Annotated in this window: 19 protein-coding genes; 9 read left to right on the top strand and 10 right to left on the bottom strand. The window is 61.1% G+C overall.

What is annotated here, in order from left to right; all coding sequences use genetic code 11:
- Positions 1-33: 33 nt before the first annotated feature.
- The gene (locus ACWHTU_RS02875) at positions 34-681 is read right to left on the bottom strand and encodes a DsbA family protein (RefSeq protein WP_447861496.1); all 648 of its coding nucleotides are present in this window, start codon (positions 679-681) and stop codon (positions 34-36) included.
- A 47-nt stretch (positions 682-728) separates the two neighbouring features.
- On the opposite strand from ACWHTU_RS02875, the gene ACWHTU_RS02870 reads away from it, so the two are divergent.
- Positions 729-1,316, top strand: coding sequence for a Slp family lipoprotein (locus ACWHTU_RS02870; RefSeq protein ID WP_447861494.1), 588 nt, complete (start codon positions 729-731; stop codon positions 1,314-1,316).
- Between the two features lie 40 nt (positions 1,317-1,356).
- Here ACWHTU_RS02870 and ACWHTU_RS02865 read toward each other — a convergent pair whose 3' ends face one another.
- The 9 genes from ACWHTU_RS02865 to ACWHTU_RS02825 form a co-directional block, all read right to left on the bottom strand.
- Positions 1,357-3,651 carry a TonB-dependent receptor family protein gene (locus ACWHTU_RS02865; protein WP_447861492.1) on the bottom strand — a complete coding sequence of 765 codons (2,295 nt, stop codon included), beginning with the start codon at positions 3,649-3,651 and terminating at the stop codon, positions 1,357-1,359.
- Between the two features lie 43 nt (positions 3,652-3,694).
- Positions 3,695-4,066 carry a hypothetical protein gene (locus ACWHTU_RS02860; RefSeq protein WP_447861490.1) on the bottom strand — a complete coding sequence of 124 codons (372 nt, stop codon included), beginning with the start codon at positions 4,064-4,066 and terminating at the stop codon, positions 3,695-3,697.
- A 25-nt stretch (positions 4,067-4,091) separates the two neighbouring features.
- The gene (locus tag ACWHTU_RS02855) at positions 4,092-5,285 is read right to left on the bottom strand and encodes a TonB family protein (RefSeq protein WP_447861488.1); all 1,194 of its coding nucleotides are present in this window, start codon (positions 5,283-5,285) and stop codon (positions 4,092-4,094) included.
- Complete coding sequence (locus ACWHTU_RS02850) at positions 5,282-5,827, bottom strand: TlpA family protein disulfide reductase (protein ID WP_447861487.1); 546 nt, start codon at positions 5,825-5,827, stop codon at positions 5,282-5,284. The genes ACWHTU_RS02855 and ACWHTU_RS02850 overlap by 4 nt, the downstream gene beginning before the upstream one ends.
- Complete coding sequence (locus tag ACWHTU_RS02845) at positions 5,824-7,131, bottom strand: sialidase family protein (RefSeq protein WP_447861485.1); 1,308 nt, start codon at positions 7,129-7,131, stop codon at positions 5,824-5,826. The genes ACWHTU_RS02850 and ACWHTU_RS02845 overlap by 4 nt, the downstream gene beginning before the upstream one ends.
- Before the next feature lie 4 nt (positions 7,132-7,135).
- On the bottom strand, positions 7,136-7,684 hold the full coding sequence (locus ACWHTU_RS02840; RefSeq protein WP_447861483.1) for a peroxiredoxin family protein: 549 nt from the start codon (positions 7,682-7,684) through the stop codon (positions 7,136-7,138).
- Positions 7,685-7,726: 42 nt separating this feature from the next.
- On the bottom strand, positions 7,727-8,845 hold the full coding sequence (locus ACWHTU_RS02835) for a hypothetical protein (RefSeq protein WP_447861482.1): 1,119 nt from the start codon (positions 8,843-8,845) through the stop codon (positions 7,727-7,729).
- 243 nt (positions 8,846-9,088) lie between these two features.
- Complete coding sequence (locus tag ACWHTU_RS02830) at positions 9,089-9,400, bottom strand: hypothetical protein (RefSeq protein ID WP_447861481.1); 312 nt, start codon at positions 9,398-9,400, stop codon at positions 9,089-9,091.
- Between the two features lie 86 nt (positions 9,401-9,486).
- Positions 9,487-10,557, bottom strand: coding sequence for a tetratricopeptide repeat protein (locus ACWHTU_RS02825; RefSeq protein WP_447861480.1), 1,071 nt, complete (start codon positions 10,555-10,557; stop codon positions 9,487-9,489).
- 196 nt (positions 10,558-10,753) lie between these two features.
- Here ACWHTU_RS02825 and secA point away from each other — a divergent pair, with 196 nt between their 5' ends.
- The 8 genes from secA (at position 10,754) to nuoG (ending at position 22,325) form a co-directional block, all read left to right on the top strand.
- Positions 10,754-13,459, top strand: coding sequence for a preprotein translocase subunit SecA (secA, locus tag ACWHTU_RS02820; protein WP_447861478.1), 2,706 nt, complete (start codon positions 10,754-10,756; stop codon positions 13,457-13,459).
- A 145-nt stretch (positions 13,460-13,604) separates the two neighbouring features.
- Positions 13,605-14,816 carry a class I SAM-dependent methyltransferase gene (locus ACWHTU_RS02815; protein ID WP_447861476.1) on the top strand — a complete coding sequence of 404 codons (1,212 nt, stop codon included), beginning with the start codon at positions 13,605-13,607 and terminating at the stop codon, positions 14,814-14,816.
- 14 nt (positions 14,817-14,830) lie between these two features.
- On the top strand, positions 14,831-15,202 hold the full coding sequence (locus tag ACWHTU_RS02810; RefSeq protein ID WP_447861474.1) for an NADH-quinone oxidoreductase subunit A: 372 nt from the start codon (positions 14,831-14,833) through the stop codon (positions 15,200-15,202).
- 92 nt (positions 15,203-15,294) lie between these two features.
- A complete protein-coding gene (locus tag ACWHTU_RS02805; RefSeq protein ID WP_447861472.1) occupies positions 15,295-15,774 on the top strand; it encodes an NADH-quinone oxidoreductase subunit B in 480 nt (159 codons plus the stop codon).
- 69 nt (positions 15,775-15,843) lie between these two features.
- On the top strand, positions 15,844-17,592 hold the full coding sequence (nuoD, locus tag ACWHTU_RS02800; protein ID WP_447861470.1) for an NADH dehydrogenase (quinone) subunit D: 1,749 nt from the start codon (positions 15,844-15,846) through the stop codon (positions 17,590-17,592).
- Between the two features lie 68 nt (positions 17,593-17,660).
- Positions 17,661-18,185, top strand: coding sequence for an NADH-quinone oxidoreductase subunit NuoE family protein (locus tag ACWHTU_RS02795; RefSeq protein ID WP_447861468.1), 525 nt, complete (start codon positions 17,661-17,663; stop codon positions 18,183-18,185).
- Between the two features lie 48 nt (positions 18,186-18,233).
- Positions 18,234-19,574 (top strand): NADH-quinone oxidoreductase subunit NuoF, encoded by a 1,341-nt coding sequence (gene nuoF, locus ACWHTU_RS02790; protein ID WP_447861467.1) that lies wholly within the window; start codon positions 18,234-18,236, stop codon positions 19,572-19,574.
- Positions 19,575-19,640: 66 nt separating this feature from the next.
- The gene (gene nuoG / locus ACWHTU_RS02785; RefSeq protein WP_447861465.1) at positions 19,641-22,325 is read left to right on the top strand and encodes an NADH-quinone oxidoreductase subunit NuoG; all 2,685 of its coding nucleotides are present in this window, start codon (positions 19,641-19,643) and stop codon (positions 22,323-22,325) included.
- The last annotated feature ends 63 nt before the right edge of the window (positions 22,326-22,388 follow it).

The following is a 22,388-nucleotide window of genomic DNA, read 5'->3' as shown; positions in this document are numbered from 1 at the left end:
GCCCACGATGTGTCCCATGTCACACATGACGAGTTAGCGCTTTTTATCCGCATCCAGAATGCTTTGGATGATTGTCTTCAGATTCTCGGGATCGATCTGCTCCACCTTGATGTTGCCGTCCAAGAGGATGGTGGGCGTCTGTTGCACTTTGATGCGCTCGCCCCATTTTCTCCCCTCTTCAAACGCTCTCGCCGGTTTGCCGCTGGCTAGACCGGCTTCGAACGCAACCGGATCGAGCCCCACTTCCTTGACCAATTTCTCTCGAATCAGACGATCGAAGATGTGCACGCGGTCCTGGTGAATGGTGCGGAAAATCGCCCGCTTCATCTCATTGCCTTTGCCCATGCTCTTGGCCTGTTCATACATGTCGAACACAGTCGGGAGTTTGCCTTGAATGACCGGAAAGCCCACCATGGTCACTTCCAACTTGCTGCCGAATTCCTTCTCCAAAATCGGCAACCCCTCCGCGTCGAACCGATGGCAATGAGGGCAATAGAAATCCAGGAATTCCACCAACTTCACCTTGCCCGGCGTATGGCTGGAGGGCTCGTTCAACTCTTCGTACTTTCCTTTCAACTGAAGTGTGCCGGCCGCACCGAGGGAAGGTGCCCCTCCCCACACCGGTACTACCAGAAGCAGCCAGACCATTATCGGCCAAGCGGCGTGTCGTCGATCCGTCATTTCGTCACTCCATTTGGGTACGCGTTCCAACGTGGCTATTATAATTCATGCGGCGGCGCAGCGTTTGCTTGTTATTTTTAGTTTATAATGAGCATATGAGAGACAGGTTCGCGTGGCCAGTTCTGTGGCTCCTCCTGCCGGCGCTCCTCTCCGGATGCGCATCCACCGCCCCTGAGCCGTATTCCGATCAAGCAGAACGCGTGTCGTTCACCGAGATCAAGGCCTCTCCGGAATCGCACAAAGGCCGGGTGGTCGTGTTGGGTGGAGAAGTGCTGGCGGCGAAACGGCTCAAAGAGGGAACGAGAATCGAAGTGTTGCAGCTTCCGCTCAACGGATCCAACGAGCCGGGAACCGACCTGACCAAGTCACAAGGACGATTCGTGGCGATTCAGCGGGACTTCCTCGACCCCGCGACCGTACCGCCGGGAACGCGGGTGACGATCACGGGCGAGGTAACCGGCTCCATCACGCTGCCGTTGGACGAAACGGAATACACCTATCCGGTGCTGGAAATCAAGAATTTGAAAGTCTGGCCCAGGACCGTGGACGGTCCCCTCCGCATCCGACCGCCCTACGGCCCCTATTGGGGGCCGCCTTATTGGGGCCCGTACTATTGGGGGCGATATCCCTACTAGTAATCGCCACTCTTCGTCGCCACGCCTTTGTTCTCGCTGTTCAGAACCTGTACTCGACCCCCGCGTAGCCGCTCACACCCTGCGCCGGATTGGCGAAACGAAAGAACGGGTCATTGACCACAACCGCGCCGGCGTAGGTCTTGTCGGTCAAGTTCCTGCCCTCGGCAAAGAACATCAGGCGGTCATTCACATTCCATCCGGACCGCAAATGCAGGACGAAATATGAAGGGGCCTTGACCGTGTTGAGGTAGTCCACATAGATGCCGGTCGGCACCCACTCGAAATTCGGGGCGATCCACCACCCGCGCGGATGATCGTAGCGAACCTCGTAGGCCAGGCTATGCTCCGGAGCACCGGCGACCCGATTGCCGCTCTTGGCGATCGGTACGTTGGCCGGACCGCCCGCCGCCACCGCTCCGACCACGTCATCCGTGAACTTGAAGAGCGACCAGGTATAGGCGGCACGCATGGTGACCTGATCAACCCTTCCTCCGGGTCCGCTGGCAAACATGCCGCGAGTGACGACGGCACTGGCCCCAGCCTCAATGCCCGTATGGCGCGTGCGGTTCGCGTTTCGGAAGGTATTCGTGTTGTTCACGATGTTGGTCAGAATTTCCTTTTCCATTTCCAGGTTGTACACCGTGAGATCCCATGTGTAGCGTCGATCAGTCGATGTCCCTCGATGCCCCAGTTCGAATTGCCACGCACGCTGAGCGTCGAGATTGAGAAATCCGGTGTTGCCGCTGCCATCGGCATTGAACGCCGATAACAATTCCAGATTCAGCGGCGCTTCGTAGGCCCGGCTGGCGTTGAAATAGAGTTGCGATGTCGGCGAGGTCCGGTACACGAAGCCGACTTTGGGGTTCAACGCATCGAACTGCGCCAGTGGCTGTCGCGTGGTTTGCAGCACGGACGGTGTCGTTTGCGTCGCCGGAAATCCGACCGGTCCGAAGTTCTGGACGTTCCCTTGCCGGCTCGAATAATCCCACCGGCCGCCGACGACCAGCGTCAAACGCTCCGTCGCGTCGAACTGGTCTTCGGCATAGGCGCCGAAATAGAGCGTTCGAAGAAACGCGTTCTGGGTCATCGCGCCGATGCTGCCATTGATGTTGACAAAGCGGGTTTGGTGTTGGTCACCATAGCGGGGCTGGACGCCGACGACGAAAACGTTCTCGTGTCCGAACAATCGGTTGGCGTTCCGATAGCGGATTTCGCCGCCCACGTTGTTGTTATCTTGCCGAATGGTCTGGAAGATCGGGTGATCGAGATATTGATACGAATAGTATGGGATGATCTCGATGAACTGATCGGCGGCGAACTCGTTGCGGTAGGCCACGCCGATCCGCTGCAGATTGTAATAGCGGCCGTATTTGCAGGTTTGATTGTCCAGGTTGCAGGCGAAGAAATTGCCACCGGCCGGGTTCGCCCCCGGCGTCCGCCCGCCCGCCTGCTGCGGATTGGCAAACAGTTGCGCGTTGGTCAACGCCCCCGGGATACGTTCCGATACGTTGGCTTGCAGGAAGTAGGCGCGGATTTCCTGGTGCAAGCCCAGTTGCAGGCCGAGGTTCGCATTGATGCGCTGTCGGCCCTGCTGGCTATTGTCCTGAAACCCATCCTGGCGGTTGCCGGAGACGCTGATGTAGTAATCCGCCGTTGCGTTCATGGTACCGACCTTGAACGGTAGGACCTTGCCACTGGACACTTGCCCCATGTACATGCCGAAGCTCCCGCCCATGCCCCGCATCTGCAGGATCGACGCGCTGTAGCCGGTCCTCGGCACGAAGTTGATCGCGCCGCCGATCGTGTTGGCCCCGTATCGCAAGGCATTCGCTCCCTTGTAAATTTCAATCCGCTCGTAGGCCATGAGGTCGATGGCCTCGAAGTCCGAGAATCCGTCCGCATCGCCGAAAAAGATTCCGTTGATCAGGATGTTGATGCCGCGGTGGTGGAAATTGTTTCGCAGCGAGGTTCCGCGGATCTGAAACTGCCCTTCATCCGCACCGAAGCGGGATTGAAAGCGGACGCCCGGCGCGAATTGCAGCACATCCTGCAGGTTCAACTGGCGCGACTCCACGATCTGTTTTTCTTCGATGAGAATGTTGCTACCAGGACGCCGCGCGAACTCCTTCCTGACATCTTCGACGTTCTCGATCTTCTGCCCTTCGATACGAACATCTTCCATGACGACATCGGGGGCCGATTCCTGTTCTTGCGCGGCGGCCGGTGCCCCCGCCGCGACCATGCTCATGCCCACCGCACTCCATGCCACGATCATGAAAATAATAATAACGCGGTACGCCCGGCGGACATTCCGCCGGAGACTCGGCAGACGCATAATCTCCTCCTCGCATGAACTCGGGAACGTTGAAGCAGACGGGCTAACGGCTGAGTCGAGACAGGGGCGGGGAGCGGGAACAGCCCGACCGCAGATCGGCGAGCGGCGGTAACCAGGAGGTCGGCAAGAGAAAGCCGATGAGCAGCAGAAGAATCGGCAGGCCCGCGCGGGACGGCATGAGAGATGCCGAGAGATCGGCCTGGCAGGCCCAGGCGCAAAGCGGAGAATGGGTCAGGCCGTTCTGGTTGTGGTGGCCGTGCTGATGAGGGTGCGCCTGCCCGGCCTGCGGACCGGCATCGGGCGGACAAGAGACCGCCGCAACGCTCAGAACAACGTAAAGGGCGATCAGCACGAGAGCAAAAACGCCGGTGGCGCCGGGGATCGGTACAGAACGTTGAGCGCTCTTCCCGTGCATGTGGCCGCCCTTATGCGCACTCGCCTTATCGCAAGGCATAACTGATCGGAATCTGCACCACAACTTCGGGGCGCCCGAGCGGATGTTTCAGATGCAACGGACAGACCCTACGCACTAGCTCCATTGCATCCTGGTCCAAGACCTCGTAGCCAGAACTTTTTTGGATTCGCAGATCCCCAAGATGGCCATCTTCCCGGATGACCGCTGTCAACACTACTTTCCCTTCCCATCCGTTCAGCCTGGCTTCAAGGGGGTACCGTTTCAACTCCGCCACCCGACGCCACAACGATTCCGCGAGCCAACTATAATCCGCTTTTGCCGCGGGAGCGGAGCGAGGAGTGAGAGCAACCGGCGAAGCGGCCTCCTGCGCCGACGGAACGGGAACCTCGGGCTCGTTACGGTCAGTCACCGCGGACCTGGCTGGCGGTCCGGCCTTCGCTTGTGCGGGCGCTGGATCAGGAATCGGCACAGGATGGCGGGTGACAGGTGTCACAGCCGATTGCTCCACCACCGGCGGCCGCTCGATTGCCACTGCTGATTGCGTCGGCGCTGTGGCGATGGGAGTGATCGAGGTCGGCTCCGGCTGCTGAATGACCGACGGCATGGCAGCCACGATGGACGATTTCTGGACCACCGGTTGGGCTTCAGTTGTCTCCGCCTCGGTCCGACGAACTGGCTGAGACAATACCTCCAAGGTTTGGACGTTCGTTCCCTGTTGAATCGGTTCTACCGCACGGACCATGTGGTGTTCCGCAACTTGTTGAACAGGGACACGTTCTCTCAGTACCATCTCGGTCGGTTGGACCGGTTGGGAGGGTATCGATTGGGGTTCGACCTCCATGACCGGAGTGACCGGTTGAACGCGCGTGACCACTTGGCGGATCTGCCGTTCGATCGTCTCAACATGCCGGACGATCGGTTGCGGCGACGGCCAGACCCGTTCGACTGAAGCCGGCTGCGTGTGTGGTTGCGGGGGTTGCGATGGCGGTGTCGCCCTCGTCATGCGCATCGGTTCGGCGGCGACATCCTTCTGTTGGAGCGCCTCGACCAGCGACACCTCCCATCGAAAGGGTTCCTTTTCCGGCGCCGGGCGCAGATTCGTCATAACACCGAGTGACACGGCCGCGACGAAAGCATGGAGCAGCACGGAGCACGTCCAACCTAGCGCCCATCGCCGCCGCTCGAAGGACGTAACCACCCAATGTTCCGGTCCGTTCATCGAGGAGCCTCCGTCAAGTGTTCAAACAGGGTCATCATGGCCGGACCGTCCCATTCCCGGGGACCGACCGCGCGACCCACCCAACGGCCGTTCCGATCGATCACAACCGTCGTCGGCAATCCCCGCACACCAAAGGCCGCACTGACGTCCCGGGTCTCGTCCAGCAGAATGGGAAACTCCAAGTTCAGCGTCCGCGCAAAATGCCGAATCGCTTCCGGCTCCCGGTCGGCCGTCACAGCCAGCACTTCAAACCGGCGATCGCTCAAACTCCGCCGGAGCCGCTGAAGGGCCGGCATTTCATCTTTGCAGGGCCCGCACCACGTCGCCCAAAAATTGACCAGCACGATCTTGCCGCGGAGACTGGCGGAATCCACCGTGCGCCCATCGAGGGTGGTCATGGCGAACGGCGGCGCCGGCGGCGCTCCGGTGATCCGTTGCACCCCTGCGGCCCAATAGGGATCGAGGCGGTCTACCGAGGCCGCGCCCGGTGAGCCGAATGCCGCGAGCACGACCACGGCGGCAATGACCCGTGAGATTCTCATGACGGGTGCCTCGTTTCGCTCACCGGCAGCCGGCCTTGCCGCACCACAATCCGAGTGTGGGGGAAAGCATGTTCCACCCAACTCACGGCGAAGCGACCGTCGTCATGAACAGCCACCGCCGGCTGTTCCGCCTTGGCGCCCTCGCTTAAGGTCACGACTGGGCCGAAACTGCGACCACGATCTTCTGAGACGCGCATCACCACTCGCTTCCGCACACCGGTCACTTCTTCCCACACTGCGATCACCGCCCCGTCCGGATGGACCGCCATTCGCAGATGATCAGGCAAGGCCGTCGTCGAAGTATGAAGAGAGACCGGTTCGGAAAAGGTCAGGCCCCGGTCATCCGATGTCGCCAGGTAGATGCGCGGCTGCTCATCCGTGCCTTCGGTGTACCAACCGACATACAGTCGTCCCTGAGGGTCGAACGCAATAGACGGGCCGCGATGAGGACAGGCATCGAACACCCATCCGTCCCTGCTTACCCGCATCGGCTGCGAGAACGTCGCGCCCTTGTCCGTTGAGCTCGCCACCACGATGTCGCGGACATTCCCGGGAAAGGTCTTGCGCCACGCAACCCACAACGTGCCGTCCGGAGCCAGCGCCGCCATGGGACGGCAACAGGGGCAGGCCATCCCGTCGATGACGATGTTGGCGCCGATCGTCGCGCCCTTGTCGCGGGAACAGGCGAAGACGGCGCTCGCCCCGCTTCTATCCTTCGCCCGCCCATCCAGCCACGCCACATAGACGCGTCCATCCGCGTCCGCCGACACATCTTCAAACGTGTGGCTGATCGCTTGACCGTCGTCATTGACGAGGACCGGGTGCTCAAAGGTGCGGCCCCCGTCCATGGAGCGTGCCAGGTACAAGTCCGAGGCAAAGAGCGCCCCGGCAGTCCGGTTGGGCGCTGACCACGTGACGTAGAGTTCGCCCTCCGGCCCTGTCGCCAATCCGGGGGACTGATGCAGCGCCTCGGGTCCGGCTCCATCGGGATTGACTCGTACCGGCGGCAAGAGCGGCTGTCCGTCGGGACCAACGCGGAGGAGGTCCACTTCACCGGTTGTCGCATGCTTTTCGAACCAGGCGACGTGCAGCAAACCGGTTCGATCGAAGCGGATCGCCGGCGGAGAAACCGGTCCCGGACCCTCACGAACGGTGCTCTTTGCTTCCAGCAACGGCACCGTCCGATCCTGGGCAGCGTGAACGAAGGCGGCGCCCAAGGCCCCACCCAGCCCGAACGTAAGCGAAAGAACGAGCGGGCAGCCACCCGCCGGCCGTATTCCGATGCGCTGCTCCTGACTGACCATACGCTTACCGTGCCGACGCTGCCTTGAGCTCACCGGCCGCTTGGATGCGGCTGACGACTTCATGGATCTTTTGCTCGGTCAACAAGCCTCCCTTGAGGTATTCCCGCACCACGCCGAACTCGTCGATGAACACACTGACCGGCAGGCCAAACACCCCGAACTGGTTTGCCACGTGGTTGTCGCGATCCAGCAACACCGGGAACGTATGGCCATAGGCTCGAATATGGTCCCGGACCTTCGCCTCATCTTCCAGTTCGTTGACAGCCAGGACGACGAACCCCTTGTCACGCAGCCGGTCGTAGGTCGCTTGCATGGCCGGCATCTCGGTCGTGCAGGGCTTGCACCAGGTCGCCCAGAAATTCACCAGCACGACCTTGCCTCGATACTGGCTCAGACTATGGGTGTGGCCGTTCAGGTCGGTCAGGCTGAAGTCCGCGGCCGGCGTGCCGACGACCGGAGGCCGTCCGGACATCCCCCATGCCACATCTGCCACTTGGTTGGACACAAAAATTAATCCTGTCACGATCATGACAGCAATCAGGAGCGCTCTCATAACCATCCCCCTTTGGGCGACTTCGCCCGGACAACTCTGGAACTAGGGTTTGACCATCTGAAATGACTTGGTCATTCCGAAGACGAAACTGGTCCCCTGCGCCAGATTGTTGTTGGCATCCCGCGCAACCGGAATCTGCGAATAGAAATACACCGACGTCATGCTGGCCCAGTCGGCCTCGATCAGCGAACCGAGGTTGATCTGAAAGCCCGGCGTATAGGCCAAATAGGTGGAGCCAGTGTTCGGGACTCGACGGTCTCTGATGACCGGATCGATCTCAATTGTTTCACCGGGAAATCCCCCGTCTGCAGGAATCCGTGACCGTTCCAACGACGCGCTGATATTGTCATGCACCAGATACCGATAGTTGAGCTGGTTGGTCAGCACCAACCACGGGACGGTCACCAGGTTGAGCCCTACGTTGAGGAGGTACTCGTCGCCGAATTGGTACCCGTCGTTGTTCCGGAAGGTGTGCCGGTAGCTGCCGAAGGCAAATTGATTCAGACGATGGGGAATCAACTCATAGGTCTGGTAGATCGTCCCGATCAACCCCACGTTGCCTCGTCCGAGCTGCGTCGGCGACTCCATAATCCCGCCGCCGCTGTCCCTCGCCCGCGTGTCGCCTGTGGGCAGATCCACCCCAAACCCCAACACCACCATGCTTCTCAGCGTCGGGAACACGTTATACTTGGCGGTGACCCTGATATCCCCGATCCCGTTATCCGCAAAGTGAACGGGCTCGCCCTCGCCGATAGGGCCTTCCTCACCAAGGCCATCGAGGTGGCCGTGCTTCCGCTTGAGATACGGGATCGTCAGTTGCAACCCGAACCGGTCCGTCACACCGTAGTTGAGATCCAAGGTATAGGTCTGCGTAATGGTCCGCGTCTCGCGATGATGGTCCAGAATCAGCCGCCGCTGTTCCTGATTGATAGCGGGTATGATGCCAGAGGTCCCGCCGAGCAACCGCATCGGTGTATAGTTGTAAATGCCGTTGATCGTCAGTAGGCCTTGCTGCGGCACCTGCTGTTGAGAGCCGATGACGACGAAGCAGGTGACCGCTCCGCAAGACGCCTGGACACGGGATGACTCCGCAAGGCTGCACAAGATGATCGTGAGAAAGCCAAATAAGATGACTGCGCATTTCCTCGTCGTTTCGCCCATGTTTGCTCCATCTCATCGCACCGGCCCTTGTCGCGACGGCCACACACCGGCACTGAAGCCCCGCGAATGCTGGTTGACTATGGGCTGAAGGCGTGCGCATCATCATGTCTCCGGTGTTGAGAGACCTTTCACGGAGAGCCTTTCTCGGCTGGCCGAACGGCTAACCATACGGCTCCGTTCTTCATTGGGCCGGCCGACTCCACAAACATGACCGACCTTCAACCCGGTTGTCTCTGTGACGAACTAGAGGGAGAGAACGGGAGGAGGACCGCGGGAAGCAGGAACCTTACTGGCTCCCTCTGAAGGCTCTTGAAAGATCGGGAGACTGCCGAATGTCAGCGGACCGACACCGACTTGAAAGACGACCGGAATCCCTCCGAACACATGACCCGCCGCGCACATCCAGGCGCAGATCCCGGTGCTGTGCAGGCCGGCCGCGTGGTGCGCGGCATGCTGGAGGTCATGCGCGACGGCGCTGCCGGTGGCAGCGACGAGCATCGTGACGACTGCGACGACCAGCAGCCAGGCTGTCGAACTGAGAAGAGAACGCCTCATGAGCTTCCGGCTCTGATCGCTGAAACGGCAACCGCGCTGCATGGTAGCAAAGTGGCTGTGGTCTCGTCAAAGCCGCCGGAGTCGATTCACCGCCCTCCCTGTCCCACGATCCGTTCGACCCGGTCGTCTTTTCCCCCGAGCTCGCGGTATTTCCGGTACTGAGCGAGGGCCTTGCCCGCATCCTTGCGATGCAACTCGTAAAAGACGCCCAGATTGTAATGGGCTTCGACGAAGTCCGGCTTCAACGCGATCGCGGTTTCGTATTCGCGCTCGGCCTCGTCCAACTTATTCAGACTGGTATAGACGACACCCAGGTTCATGTGGGCCTCGGCATACTCGGGCCGCAATCGGATGACTTCCTGAAACTCCTTCGCGGCATCCGCGAGCCGTCCCTGGCTGCGGTAGATAAACCCGAGGTTGTAATGCGCATCGACCAGGTTCGGCTTCGCCGCAATCGCCTGCCGATACGCGTAGGACGCTTCGACGAGATCGTTCGCCCGCTCGGCGAGACGTCCCAGCAGATACCAGCCATCCGCATGTGTGGGACGGGTTTTGACGAGCTTCCGCAGAAGCTCCTGAGCGCGGCGGCTGTCGCCCTGGGCGTCGTAGAGGCTCGCCACGCTGAAAATGGCGTCGACGTGATCCTGGCGGAAGCCGAGCAGCGCTTCATACGTGCGGATCGCCGCCGCGCGGTCGTGACGCGCCTCATATAGTTTCGCCAAATCCAAATAGGCCTCTTCGTCGCGCGGCGCGACTGCGATGGCTCGCGTCAGCGCACGCTCGGCCTCGGCCGACTTGCCTTGCGCGAGGTAGACATCGGCCAGATGGTTCAGGACCTCGACCGAATCAGGCCTGAGCGCGAGCGACCGTTGAAGCGCCTCAGCCGCCTCGACCGGTTGTTTCTTGCCTTGGAAGTAGACGAGCCCGAGCAAGTGGTAGGATTCAGCGGAGCGGGGATCGATTGCGAGGGATTGCTTCAGCGCGTCCACGGCGCCGTCGAAGTCTCCTTGACGGAATAGGTCGGACGCTCGGTCATAGTGCCGCTTGGCGGCGTCGGGCGGGGCGCCGTAAGCGGCACCCATCAATGCAAGACTCACGATCAATGTTCTGAAAAACGGCCGCATGAGTCTCGGCCATCGTTGTCTTTGACCCGGCATGACGCCCGACGCCTTCTCTGTCGTCCGTTCGCTCGCGCAGCCGGACACCGCGAACCGATCCCGATGGTGCTCGGACTATAGCCGGAGCGAGAGATGAAAGCAACGGACCGGTTTGCCGTAGGATTCCCGCAGGAATTGCTGTATACTTTCTTCGCTCTGTACGATCGTTCACCTCTAACGCGGTCGACCGACGCCTATGTTCACCAAAATTCTCAACCTCATTTTCGGCAGCAAGAACGACCGGGAGATCAAAGCGCTGCGGCCTATCGTGGACCGCATCAACCAGCTCGAGCCCTCGCTGACGCCTCTCTCCGACCATGCTCTGGCGGACAAGACGCAGGAGTTCCGCAAGCGGTTGGAAGCTGGCGAGACACTGGACGACCTGCTACCGGAAGCCTTCGCCGTCTGCCGGGAAGCCTCGCGGCGCCGGCTCAACATGCGGCATTTCGACGTGCAGTTGCTAGGCGGCATCGTCCTGCACAGAGGCCGTATCGCCGAAATGAAGACCGGCGAAGGCAAGACGCTCGTCGCGACGCTGCCTCTCTACCTCAACGCGTTGGAAGGCAAAGGCTGCCATCTCGTGACCGTGAACGACTACCTCGCCAAGCGCGACGCGCAGTGGATGGGGCCGATCTACCATTCGCTCGGCCTGTCCGTCGGGGTGATCCAGCACGACGCGTCGTTCCTGTTTGACCCGACCTACGATGCGGCGGACAAGCGGCTGCAGCACCTGCGGCCCTGCACGAGGCAGGAGGCCTACCGGGCGGATATCACCTACGGCACCAACAACGAGTTCGGCTTCGATTACCTGCGCGACAACCTGATCGTCACCGACCTGAGCCAATGCGTCCAGCGGGAGCTGCACTACGCAATCGTGGACGAGGTAGACAGCATTCTTATTGACGAGGCGCGGACGCCGCTGATCATCTCCGGGCCCACGGAACAATCCACGGACCTTTACTACCGCATCAACGCCATCATTCCTCAGCTCAAGCTGGACCGCGACTATACGATCGAAGAAAAGACCAAAACCGCCGCGCTCACCGAAGAAGGCAACGCGCGCGTCGAAAAGTTGCTGGGCGTCGACAATCTGTACGACCTCGCCCACATGGATCTGGTCCACCACGTCATCAAGGCGCTGCAGGCCCACGCGCTCTACAAGCGCGACGTGGACTACGTCGTCAAGGACGGCGAAGTTATCATCGTCGACGAATTCACCGGCCGGTTGATGCCGGGCCGACGGTGGAGCGACGGCCTGCACCAGGCGGTGGAAGCGAAGGAAGGCGTCAAGATCGCCAACGAAAACCAGACCCTGGCGTCCATCACCTTCCAGAACTATTTCCGCATGTACAAGAAGCTGGCCGGCATGACCGGCACGGCGGACACGGAAGCGGGCGAGTTCGCCAAAATCTACAACCTCGACGTGAACGTGATCCCAACCAACCGGCCGATGATCCGGAAAGATTATCCGGACGTGGTCTATCGGACCGAACGGGAGAAGTTCAACGCGATCGTCGAAGAAATCAAGGATTGTTACGAACGGGGTCAGCCGGTGCTGGTCGGCACAATCTCCATCGAGAAGTCGGAACGGCTGTCCTCATACTTGAGCAAGCACGGCATCAAACACAACGTGTTGAACGCCAAGTACCATGAGAAGGAGGCCGAGATCATCGCGCAGGCCGGCCGCAAGGGCGCCGTCACGATCGCCACCAACATGGCCGGCCGCGGAACGGACATCCTGCTGGGCGGCAACCCCGATTTCCTGTTCAAGCGCATCCTCTATCAGGAAGAGAACCTGCCCGACGAGAAGAAGCTTGAGATCTACGAACAAATTAAAGCCGATTGCGAGAAGAACAAACAGGAGGTGGTCGCCTTGGGTGGCCTCCACATCATCGGCACCGAACGGCACGAAAGCCGCCGCATCGACAATCAGCTCCGCGGCCGGGCCGGTCGCCAGGGGGACCCCGGCTCCTCGCGCTTTTACCTCTCCCTCGAAGACGATCTGCTCCGCATCTTCGCGTCCGAGCGCATCTCGAACCTCATGCTCAAGCTCGGTATGGAGGAAGGTGTCCCTATCGAGCACCGGATGGTGACCCGTTCCATCGAGAACGCGCAGAAAAAGGTCGAGGCGCACAACTTCGAGATCCGCAAGCAACTGCTCGAATATGACGATGTGATGAACAAGCAACGCGAGGTCATCTACCAGCACCGCCGCACCGTGCTCGCCGGCGAGAATCTCAAAGAAGACGTTCTGGAGATGATGGACGAAGTGATCCGGTCGCTGGTGGATGTGTACTGCGCGGAAGATCAGTATCCCGAGGAGTGGGATTTCAAGGGTCTGGCCGACGCCATGCAGGCCCAGTTCGCGCTCGACATTGCGCACGGCTCGGGCGACCCCGCCGCGCGCTTCAAGGATCTGGGCCGTGACGCGATCATCGAGGATTTGCTGAACCAGGTCCGCCAGGCGTACGAACAGAAGGAACGCGAACTCGGCTCCGACCTCATGCGCTACCTGGAAAAGATGCTGCTCCTCCAGGTGATCGACCACCATTGGAAAGATCACCTGCTCGCGATGGACCAACTGCGGGACGGCATCGGCCTGCGCGGCTACGGCCAGAAAGACCCGCTGATCGAGTACAAGCGTGAAGGCTTCGACATGTTCGCGGCCATGATGTCCCGGATCAAGTCGGACGCGCTGGAACGGCTGTTCCGTGTCCAGGCCGTCCGCGGCGAAGAACCGCCGCCCGCCTCCCGTCCGGCCGCGCCTCCTCGCCTCACCCTCAACCGCGGCGACACACCGGCCGCGCCTCGCACCGTCCAGCGTCAGCATGAAAAAGTCGGCCGCAACGATCCCTGTCCCTGTGGCAGTGGGAAAAAATACAAAAAGTGCCACGGGGCGTAGAGCGCTCAAATCTTGTCTCTCGCCTCTCGCCACGCTTGGTTTCGACGTTTCCTACCTTGACTTGGCTTTGTGACAGAAGCTAATGTAGGTTACTTTTGGGCTTGAGACGGGAGGGCGACGCTTGCCCTGAAGTCGACCGGCGCTGATGAGCGAGAAATCGTTGAGCAGCGGACAACCGGACCTGATCGCAGAGATCGCGGCGGAAATTTCTGATACGGGGCCGATCCCTTTTGCCCGGTTTATGGAGCTTGCGCTCTACCACCCGCGGTTCGGGTACTACATTCGTCCGGCGGACGGTCCGGAGATCGAACGCATCGGCTGGTCGGGCGATTTCTATACGAGCTCGGATGTGCATCCCCTGCTCGGGCGGGCGCTGGCCAGACAGATCCGGCAGATTGACGACCTGCTCGATCGTCCGGCTCCCTTCACTGTCATCGAGATGGGCGCGGGCAAAGGCCTCCTCGCCCGGCACATCTTGGACGCGTGCGCGGGCGAACCCGTTTCCTTTTCGAATCGCCTCCGCTATGTCCTGATCGAGCGCAGCCCGGCCATGCGGGAACTGCAGCGCCGGAACTTGGCGCCCCATCTCACCCTCCCTGCTCGGGTTTCCTGGGTCTCCGGTCTGTCCGATTTCCCGGATGCAAGCCTCATCGGACTTTTTTTGTCGAACGAGCTGGTGGATGCGTTCCCCGTCCACCGCATCCAAGTCGTCGACGGCGAACCGAAAGAGATCTACGTCGATTATCGGGACGGGCGGTTTGTCGAATGTCTCTGTTCTCTGTCCACACCGGAGATCGAGACATATCTGCGCCGCGTGGGAACGGATCTGCCGTCCGGATATCGGACCGAGATTAATCTCGAAGCGCTCCGATGGATGAGAGAGGTCGCCCGTGTCATGAATCGCGGCGTTGTCATCACCGTCGATTACGGTCACAGCGCGCAGGACTTCTTCGCGCCCGAGCGACACCGGGGAACGTTCCTCTGCTACTACCGTCAGATGGCGTCGGAAGATCCGTACACCCGCGTCGGCGAGCAGGACATGACTGCCCATGTCGATTTTACTAGTTTGGCGACGGTCGGCGAAGAAGCGGGGCTCGCGGTGACCGGGTTCACCAATCAGATGAGTTTCCTGATCAGTCTGGGAGCCGAGCGTATGCTTGACACGCTCGATCCCGAGTCGCCGGAGTTTCGGGCCGCGCTGCATCTGCTCAGGCCGGAAGGCATGGGCCGCACGTTCAAGATTCTCGTACAGCATAAAGGCATACCCCGGCCGGAGTTGGAGGGACTGACGTTTAAACCGTTCTTCGGATCGGCGCTCGTGGCGGCCAACGCCGCCGCGAACACGCCGAAGTCGTAAGCTGTCGGCTCATAATGAGCAACGAATCCGTTCCGCTGAATTATATCCCGATCCTGGCTTTCATCGCCATCGCGCTGGCGTTCGGCATGATGTCGCTGTTGATCGGCTGGATCGTCCGCCCGCATCGACCATATCGGGCCAAGCTGGTGCCCTACGAGAGCGGGAGCCCGTTATTCCAGGATGCCCGCGTGCCGTTCCCGATGCGATACTACATCATTGCGATGCTGTTCGTGATCTTCGATGTCGAGATCGTGTTTCTCTATCCCTGGGCCGTCGTGTTCAGGCAGCTTGATCTGGCGGGCGTCCTCGGCATGGGGTTTTTCCTACTGATCTTGATCGTCGGCTTCTGGTATGAATGGAAAAAAGGGGCGTTGGAGTGGGATTGACCGGCATCGCAGCCGCGATGCCGGAATGATGAATTCCGATCTCTTGGTTTCAGGTCATTCCTCTTTTCTCATGCCACATGGGAGCGAACGCAGTGAGCGTCTTAGAGCGGCAGCTTGAACCGAACATTCTAACCACCAATCTAGACGCCTTCGTGTGCTGGGCGCGGAAGTCGTCGCTGTGGCCGATGACGTTCGGATTGGCCTGCTGCGCGATCGAGATGATCGCCACCGTGTCGTCCCGATACGACATCGACCGTTTTGGCGCGGGCGTGTTCCGCGCCTCCCCGAGGCAGTCAGACCTGATGATTGTGGCCGGTACGGTCACGCGGAAAATGGCACCGGTGATCCGCCGCATTTACGACCAGATGGCCGAACCGCGCTACGTGATTTCGATGGGATCCTGTGCCACGTCCGGCAACCACTATAACAGTTACAGCGTCGTTCAAGGCGTGGATCAGATCGTGCCAGTGGACGTCTACGTCCCCGGCTGCCCGCCCAGACCGGAAGCGTTGCTGGACGGCCTGCTCAAGCTGCAGGAAAAAATCCAACGGGAGAAGGTGTTTGTGAAATGATCCGCGAGACGCGCGGGATCGGCGATTCTCGCCCGTCGCGCGAGTCGCGCGCCTCTCGTCAATGAGACCATGCATCCAGTTCTCGAACGGCTGAAAACACAATTTCCTGACGCGGTCCTCGCGGTTCAGGAAGACCGGGATCGAGCGGAACTCTCCGCCCGCGTCGCCACCGACCGTATCGTGGACGTGGCGCGGTTTCTTCACGATGATCCGGCGATGGCGTTTGATCACATCACGGATGTGTGTTCGGCCGACTTTCCCGACGACCTCGAGCGGTTCGAAGTAATCTACCACCTGCTGTCGTTGCCGCATCGCCGGCGCATTCGGCTCAAGGTCCGCGTCACGGAAGACAATCCCAGCATTGATTCGGTCACCGGCATTTGGAGAGGCGCGGAGTTCATGGAGCGGGAGGTGTACGACTTGATGGGCATCCGCTTCAACGGACATCCGGACCTGCGCCGCATCCTCATGCCGGAGGATTACGACGAAGGCTACCCGCTCCGGAAAGACTTCCCGACCGAAGGCAAGGGTTGGCGCAGTTCCTTCGAATTCATCCCCCGGCTCGACGAGCCGCCTGTCGCCGTTGAAAGCGAGATTCCCGAAGACCGCAAGCATCCTTTCGTGACCGCCGACGGGGCCGGATCGTCCGTCCGCAAGGAGGAGTTGCTGCTGAACATGGGGCCGCAACACCCCAGCACACACGGCGTGCTGCGGGTGGTGCTCGAACTGGACGGCGAGCGGATCGTCAAGGCGACGCCAGATCTCGGCTATCTGCACCGTGGCGTGGAAAAGCTGGCGGAGGGACTGCACTACCTGCAGATCATCCCGCATACCGATCGGCTCGATTATGTCTGCGCTATGGCGAACAACTACGCGTACGTGCGGGCTGTCGAGAAGTTGGTGGGCATCCAGGTGCCGGAACGCGCCGAATATATCCGCACGATCGTCGCGGAGATGCAGCGGGTAGTCGGCCATCTGTTCTGGCTGGGTACGCAAGCGCTGGACATCGGCGCGATGACGGTCTTCTTCTGGACGTTTCGCGAGCGTGAAGCGCTGTTGGACATGTTCGAGAAGCTCTGCGGCGCGCGGCTGACGTTGAACTATTACCGCATCGGCGGCGTGGATGGCGACTTCACGCCCGAACTGGTCGCGCGGCTGAAGGCGTTCCTCGACACGTTCTACGACAAGATCCACGAATATGACACGCTGCTCGCGTCGAACCGCATCTGGCTGTCCCGCACGAAGGACGTGGCCGTCATCTCCGCCGAAGACGCAATCAATTTCGGCCTCACCGGGCCGGTGCTGCGCGGCTCCGGGGTAGCGTACGACGTGCGGAAATTCGAGCCTTACGGCGTGTACGACCGGGTGGAGTGGGAGGTGCCGGTCGGCAAGCACGGCGATACCTACGACCGGTACTGGGTGCGCATGGAAGAGATGCGGCAGAGCTGCCGGATCATCCGCCAATGCCTGGACCAGATGCCGCCCGGCCCGATCATGGCTGACCTCCCGCAGGTCATCCCACCACCCAAACCCAAGGTCATGCGGGACATGGAGAGCCTAATCCATCATTTCATCATCTTCACGCAAGGCTTCAAGCCGCCGAAAGGCGAGACCTATTGTGCGTCGGAAGCGCCGAAAGGAGAACTGGGGTTCTTTATCATCAGTGATGGAAGTCCCCGGCCCTATCGGTTGAAGATCCGGGCCCCGTCGTTCGTCCACATGGGCGCCTTCGACCACATGGCGCGAGGCTATCTGCTCTCGGACATCATCACGATCTTCGGCACCTACGACATCGTGATGGGAGAATGCGACAGGTGAATTCCGAGTGCTGAGTGTTGAGTGGCAACTCAGAATTCAGAACTCAGCACTCAGAACTGGATGCATAGATGCTCCTGGAAAAATACAAATCGGAAATAGACGCCATCCTGTCCCGCTACCCGGTTCGCCGCTCGGCTCTATTGCCGCTGCTCAACCTGGCGCAGCGGGAGGAAGGTCACGTGAGCGAGGCGGCGATGAAGGAAATCGCCGGCATCCTCAACCTGACGCCGCCTCAGGTGTATGAGACGGTCACGTTCTACACGATGTTGAGGCTGAAGCCGGTGGGAAAGTTCCACATTCAGGTATGCAAATCGCTCATGTGCGCCTTGGTCGGATCCGACACGCTGCTCGGCTGGCTCCGCGCCAAGTTGGGGATCAAACCGGGGGAAACCACCCCGGACCGTCTGTTCACGCTCAGCACCGTGGAGTGCCTGGCCGCCTGCGGAGCCGGGCCGATGATGCAGATCAACGATGACTATTACGAGAACCTGACCGAAGAGAAAGTGGACCGGATCCTGATGGATCTGATACGCAACGGCACATCTCCTTTGAAGAGCGGGCCGTTTATGCTGCCAGAACCTCAGAAGACGTAACCGGTTAGTCGTTATTCGTGGCTTGCCCGCGGTTAACGAGGCAACGGAATGCCGCCTTACGAACCGATTCTTCTGAAGAACATGCTCCAGCCCGGCTATACGGGCTCATTGGCGGACTACGAGCGGACGGGCGGATACCAGGCGCTCCGCAAGACGCTCGGCAAAATCGCGCCGGCGGACGTGACGGCGATGGTGGTCAAGTCCGGATTACGGGGGCGCGGCGGCGCGGGGTTCCCGACCGGCATCAAATGGGGATTCCTGCCCAAGGACTATCAGGGCCCTCGTTACCTGTGCTGCAACGCGGACGAGAGCGAGCCTGGCACGTTCAAGGACCGCCAACTGATCGAACGCGATCCTCACCAGGTCATCGAGGGCATCCTGCTCGCCTGTTACGCCATCGGCGCCGAAACCGCCTACATCTATATCCGAGGGGAATTTGCCCTGGGCGCTGCGATCCTGGAGCGGGCCTTGGCAGAAGCCAGAGCGGCCGGCTATGTTGGCCGGAACATTCTCGGCGCGGGCGTCACGATCGACATTTGGGTCCACCGCGGAGCCGGCGCTTACATTTGCGGGGAAGAGACGGCACTCCTGGAATCCCTCGAGGGCAAGCGGGGCCTGCCGCGGGTGAAGCCGCCGTTCCCGGCCACACACGGCCTGTACGGCAAGCCGACTGTGGTCAACAACGTCGAAACGCTCGCGAACCTGCCGCATATTGTCAACCGCGGCGCCGAATGGTTCGCCTCGATCGGTTCGCCGCCGAAGAGCACGGGCACCCGCATCTTCTGCGTGAGCGGCCACGTACGGCGGCCCGGCAATTACGAAGTGCCGATGGGGATCACATTCCGCGAGTTGATCTTCGAGCACGCCGGCGGCATGCGCTCGGACAAGGCGCTGAAGGCGTTCATCCCGGGAGGCGCATCCGCGCCGTTTTTGACGCCGGAGCATCTCGATGTGAAGATGGACTTCGAGTCTGTGGCCCAGGCTGGATCAATGCTGGGATCGGGTGGAGTCACAGTCATGGAAGAAGGCACCAGCATGGTCTGGGCCGCGTTGCGCCTGATGGAGTTTTTCTACCACGAGTCCTGCGGCAAGTGCACGCCGTGCCGGGAGGGGAGTTCGTGGTTGGTCCAGACCATGCGCCGGATCCTCGCCAAACGCGGCCGCCGGGAGGACCTTGAAACCTTGACCGATCTGTGCCAGAACATCGCGGGCCGTACGGTCTGCGCGTTCGGCGACGCCGAGGTGGCGCCGATCCTGAGCACTCTGAAATACTGGCGCCACGAGTACGAGGAGTTGATCCGGGAGGCGGAATCGTTGGGCCTGGCTGGCATCCCCGAACTGGTCATGCCGGCAGCGGCACGGCACGAACCTCACAAGTTCGAGGTGTGAGGTTCGAGACGAAGACACGAACGGAGATCTAGAACCCTCGCCCTTCGAACCTGACAGATGATGGCGATGACGGCGGACACAGTCCGTTTGACAATCGACGGTATTCGGGTGACCGTACCCAAGGGCACCTTGCTCATTGAGGCGGCGCGCCGGGTGGGGGTGATGATCCCGCATTTCTGTTACCACCCGAAGCTCAAGCCGGACGCCAATTGCCGGATGTGTCTGGTGGAGATCGAAAAGATGCCCAAGCTCCAGACCGCCTGCAGCACCCCAGTAACCGAGGGAATGAGCGTCCGCACGGCCACGACCGTCGTCAATGAAGCGCACAAGTCGGTGCTGGAGTTCATTTTGGCCAACCATCCCCTGGACTGCCCGGTCTGCGATCAGGGCGGCCGCTGCGACCTGCAGGACTTCTCGCATGCGTACACGCCGACCACCAGTCGGTTCATCGAGGTTAAGCGCATCTTCCAGAAGGAGTATTTCAGCCCGCTGATCGAGACCCAGATGAACCGCTGCGTCCAGTGCCTGCGCTGCGTCCGCTATTGCGATGAGGTCATGGATGTCAAAGCGCTGGCACCGGCCGGCCGGGGAACCATGACCGAAATCAAGCACTTCGGCTCCCATCCGTTGGAGTGCGAGTTCTGCGGGGGGTGTGTTCAGATCTGCCCGGTGGGGGCCATCACCAGCCGACTCTCGATGTACGAGTACCGGCCCTGGATGCTGAAACGAACCGACACCGTCTGCACCTACTGCGGGGATGGCTGCCAGATCACGATCCAGACCAAGGACAATGAGCTGATCGAAGTCATGTCGGCCTACGGCGCCGGCCGGAACAACGGTGATCTCTGCGCACGTGGCTTCTTCGGATATCACGCCACCAGCCACCCGGACCGTCTGGCGCGCCCGCTGATCCGCCGGGACGGCAAGCTTGTCGAGACGACTTGGGAAGACGCGCTGGAATACATCGCCGACGCCGCAATCTGCCTCAAGCTGAGGTACGGCCCGGACGCGTTCGGCGGACTGATCGCGTCCCGCTGCACGAACGAAGACCTCTATGTCTTCCAGAAATTCATGCGCCTGGCGATCGGCACCGATCGCATCGACAGCAGCGCGCGCTATGGGCACCTGAACGGCGTGCAGGCCATGCGCCGGGTGCAGGGCACCCATCGCTGGACTGTCACCTTCGACGACATCGTCGCCGCCGACGCACTGCTGCTGGTCGGCACCAACGTCACCGAAACCAACCCCATTACGGGCCTGAAAGTGAAAGAAGCGGTCAAGAAGCGGCGCGCGACGCTGGTGACGGTCGAGGCTCTGGAGCCAGCGATCGACACGATCAGCAACATTGCGAATCTTGCGCAGCACCACTTCGCCGCACGCCCGGCGCAGTTCGGCCCTGTCGTCGTGGGCTTGATCAAAGCGGTGATCGAGGACGGCCTTGTGGATCAGGCGTTGGCCCGGCAGGCGCCTGCCTACGTGAGCGCGATCGCCCAGGCGGTGCAACGCCTGTCCTGGCCGGAACTGGAAGCCGCCGGCGGCGCGACTCAGACGGCCCTGCGCGATGCCGCGCGGGTGCTGGCTCAAGCCGGTCGCCTGGTCGTCCTCCTCGGACCCGGCGGGTTGCGGAATCCTGGCGGATACAACACCGCCGTCAACCTGCTCGATCTGCTGCTGCTCACCGGACACCATGGTCGTCCGGGCTGCGGATTCGCGCCCCTGGCTGAAGAGAACAACGACCAGGGCGCCGTGGAAATGGGAACGGTCGCCGAGTTCCTCCCCGGTCCCATCGAGGTTATGGATCGCACTGCGCGCGAGCGGCTGGCCAACCTGTGGAAGGAAGAGCTTCCCAAGGGACCCGGCGCCACACTGATGGAGATAATCGAGCACGCGCGCGTCGGTCGGCTGAAAGCCTTGTTCGTAGTCGGCGAGAACCCGGTCGGGAGCCTGCCGGCCAGCACCGGCGTGAAGGAAGCTCTGGGCAATGTGGAATTGCTGGTCTGCCAGGAACTATTCCTGACCGAGACTGCGTCGATGGCCCATGCGGTCCTGCCGGCCTGTTCCTACGCCGAGAAGGATGGGACCTTTACAAACAGCGAAGGGCATGTGCAGGCCGTTCGGCAAGCGATCCAACCGGTCGGCGAGAGTCGCCCAGACTGGGAGATCTTTTCGGCCTTGTCGGTGCTGATGGGCTATCCGCTCGAATACGGCGACGCGCGCGAGATCCTTAAAGAGATCCGCGGTCTTATTCCCGGCTACGGCCTGCTGGGGCCGGCGCCGTCCCCTCCCACGGTCGATCGCACGGCGGTCGAGCGATATCTCCGCCAAGATTACGCCACCGACGTGGCCAGCCGGTATCAACTTGCCGGTGAGCGATCTGAGGAAAGGAGTGGGGGGACAGGCGGGGTGCTCACCCTGGTGCTAGGCCAGACCCTCTTCCATTCGGGTAAACTGTCCACGCGCTCCAAAGGCCTGCTTCAGGTCGAGAGCGGCGGCGCCTTGCGGATGAACCCCGCGGACGCCGCGCGGCACTGTCTTTCCGACGGCGATCGGGTCCGCGTGTTCAATCAGCGCGGCGAGGTGACGACAACCGTGAAAATCCTGGCCCGCGTGCCGGCAGGGATGGTTTTCTTCCCCGAGCATTTCGATCGGGACGCCAAGAACCTGGCCCAAGTGGAAGTCGATCCCGTGACGAAAGTGCCGTACTTCAAAACGACGCTGGTAACCGTGGAACGGTTAACGCGCGACCCATGACGCGTGAGGCGTGATACGTGGCGCACAACGCGCCACGTATCACGCTTTCCGTCTCGCACGCCA

This window comes from Nitrospira calida (genome assembly GCF_976986435.1).
The sequence above is the reverse complement of the archived record's forward strand: the minus strand, read 5'-3'. Positions and strand labels throughout refer to the sequence as shown.

Bases quoted from the DNA above. Each gene is read 5' to 3' on its own strand.
- ACWHTU_RS02830 (WP_447861481.1), bottom strand. From the start codon at position 9,400: ATGAGGCGTTCTCTTCTCAGTTCGACAGCCTGGCTGCTGGTCGTCGCA.
- ACWHTU_RS02875 (WP_447861496.1), bottom strand. From the start codon at position 681: ATGACGGATCGACGACACGCCGCTTGGCCGATAATGGTCTGGCTGCTT.
- ACWHTU_RS02810 (WP_447861474.1), top strand. From the start codon at position 14,831: ATGAGCAACGAATCCGTTCCGCTGAATTATATCCCGATCCTGGCTTTC.
- ACWHTU_RS02850 (WP_447861487.1), bottom strand. From the start codon at position 5,827: ATGAGAATCTCACGGGTCATTGCCGCCGTGGTCGTGCTCGCGGCATTC.
- ACWHTU_RS02845 (WP_447861485.1), bottom strand. From the start codon at position 7,131: ATGGTCAGTCAGGAGCAGCGCATCGGAATACGGCCGGCGGGTGGCTGC.
- ACWHTU_RS02870 (WP_447861494.1), top strand. From the start codon at position 729: ATGCGGCGGCGCAGCGTTTGCTTGTTATTTTTAGTTTATAATGAGCAT.
- ACWHTU_RS02815 (WP_447861476.1), top strand. From the start codon at position 13,605: ATGAGCGAGAAATCGTTGAGCAGCGGACAACCGGACCTGATCGCAGAG.
- ACWHTU_RS02825 (WP_447861480.1), bottom strand. From the start codon at position 10,557: ATGCCGGGTCAAAGACAACGATGGCCGAGACTCATGCGGCCGTTTTTC.
- ACWHTU_RS02835 (WP_447861482.1), bottom strand. From the start codon at position 8,845: ATGGGCGAAACGACGAGGAAATGCGCAGTCATCTTATTTGGCTTTCTC.
- ACWHTU_RS02855 (WP_447861488.1), bottom strand. From the start codon at position 5,285: ATGAACGGACCGGAACATTGGGTGGTTACGTCCTTCGAGCGGCGGCGA.
- nuoG (WP_447861465.1), top strand. From the start codon at position 19,641: ATGACGGCGGACACAGTCCGTTTGACAATCGACGGTATTCGGGTGACC.
- nuoF (WP_447861467.1), top strand. From the start codon at position 18,234: ATGCCGCCTTACGAACCGATTCTTCTGAAGAACATGCTCCAGCCCGGC.
- ACWHTU_RS02860 (WP_447861490.1), bottom strand. From the start codon at position 4,066: ATGCACGGGAAGAGCGCTCAACGTTCTGTACCGATCCCCGGCGCCACC.
- nuoD (WP_447861470.1), top strand. From the start codon at position 15,844: ATGCATCCAGTTCTCGAACGGCTGAAAACACAATTTCCTGACGCGGTC.
- ACWHTU_RS02840 (WP_447861483.1), bottom strand. From the start codon at position 7,684: ATGAGAGCGCTCCTGATTGCTGTCATGATCGTGACAGGATTAATTTTT.
- secA (WP_447861478.1), top strand. From the start codon at position 10,754: ATGTTCACCAAAATTCTCAACCTCATTTTCGGCAGCAAGAACGACCGG.
- ACWHTU_RS02865 (WP_447861492.1), bottom strand. From the start codon at position 3,651: ATGCGTCTGCCGAGTCTCCGGCGGAATGTCCGCCGGGCGTACCGCGTT.
- ACWHTU_RS02795 (WP_447861468.1), top strand. From the start codon at position 17,661: ATGCTCCTGGAAAAATACAAATCGGAAATAGACGCCATCCTGTCCCGC.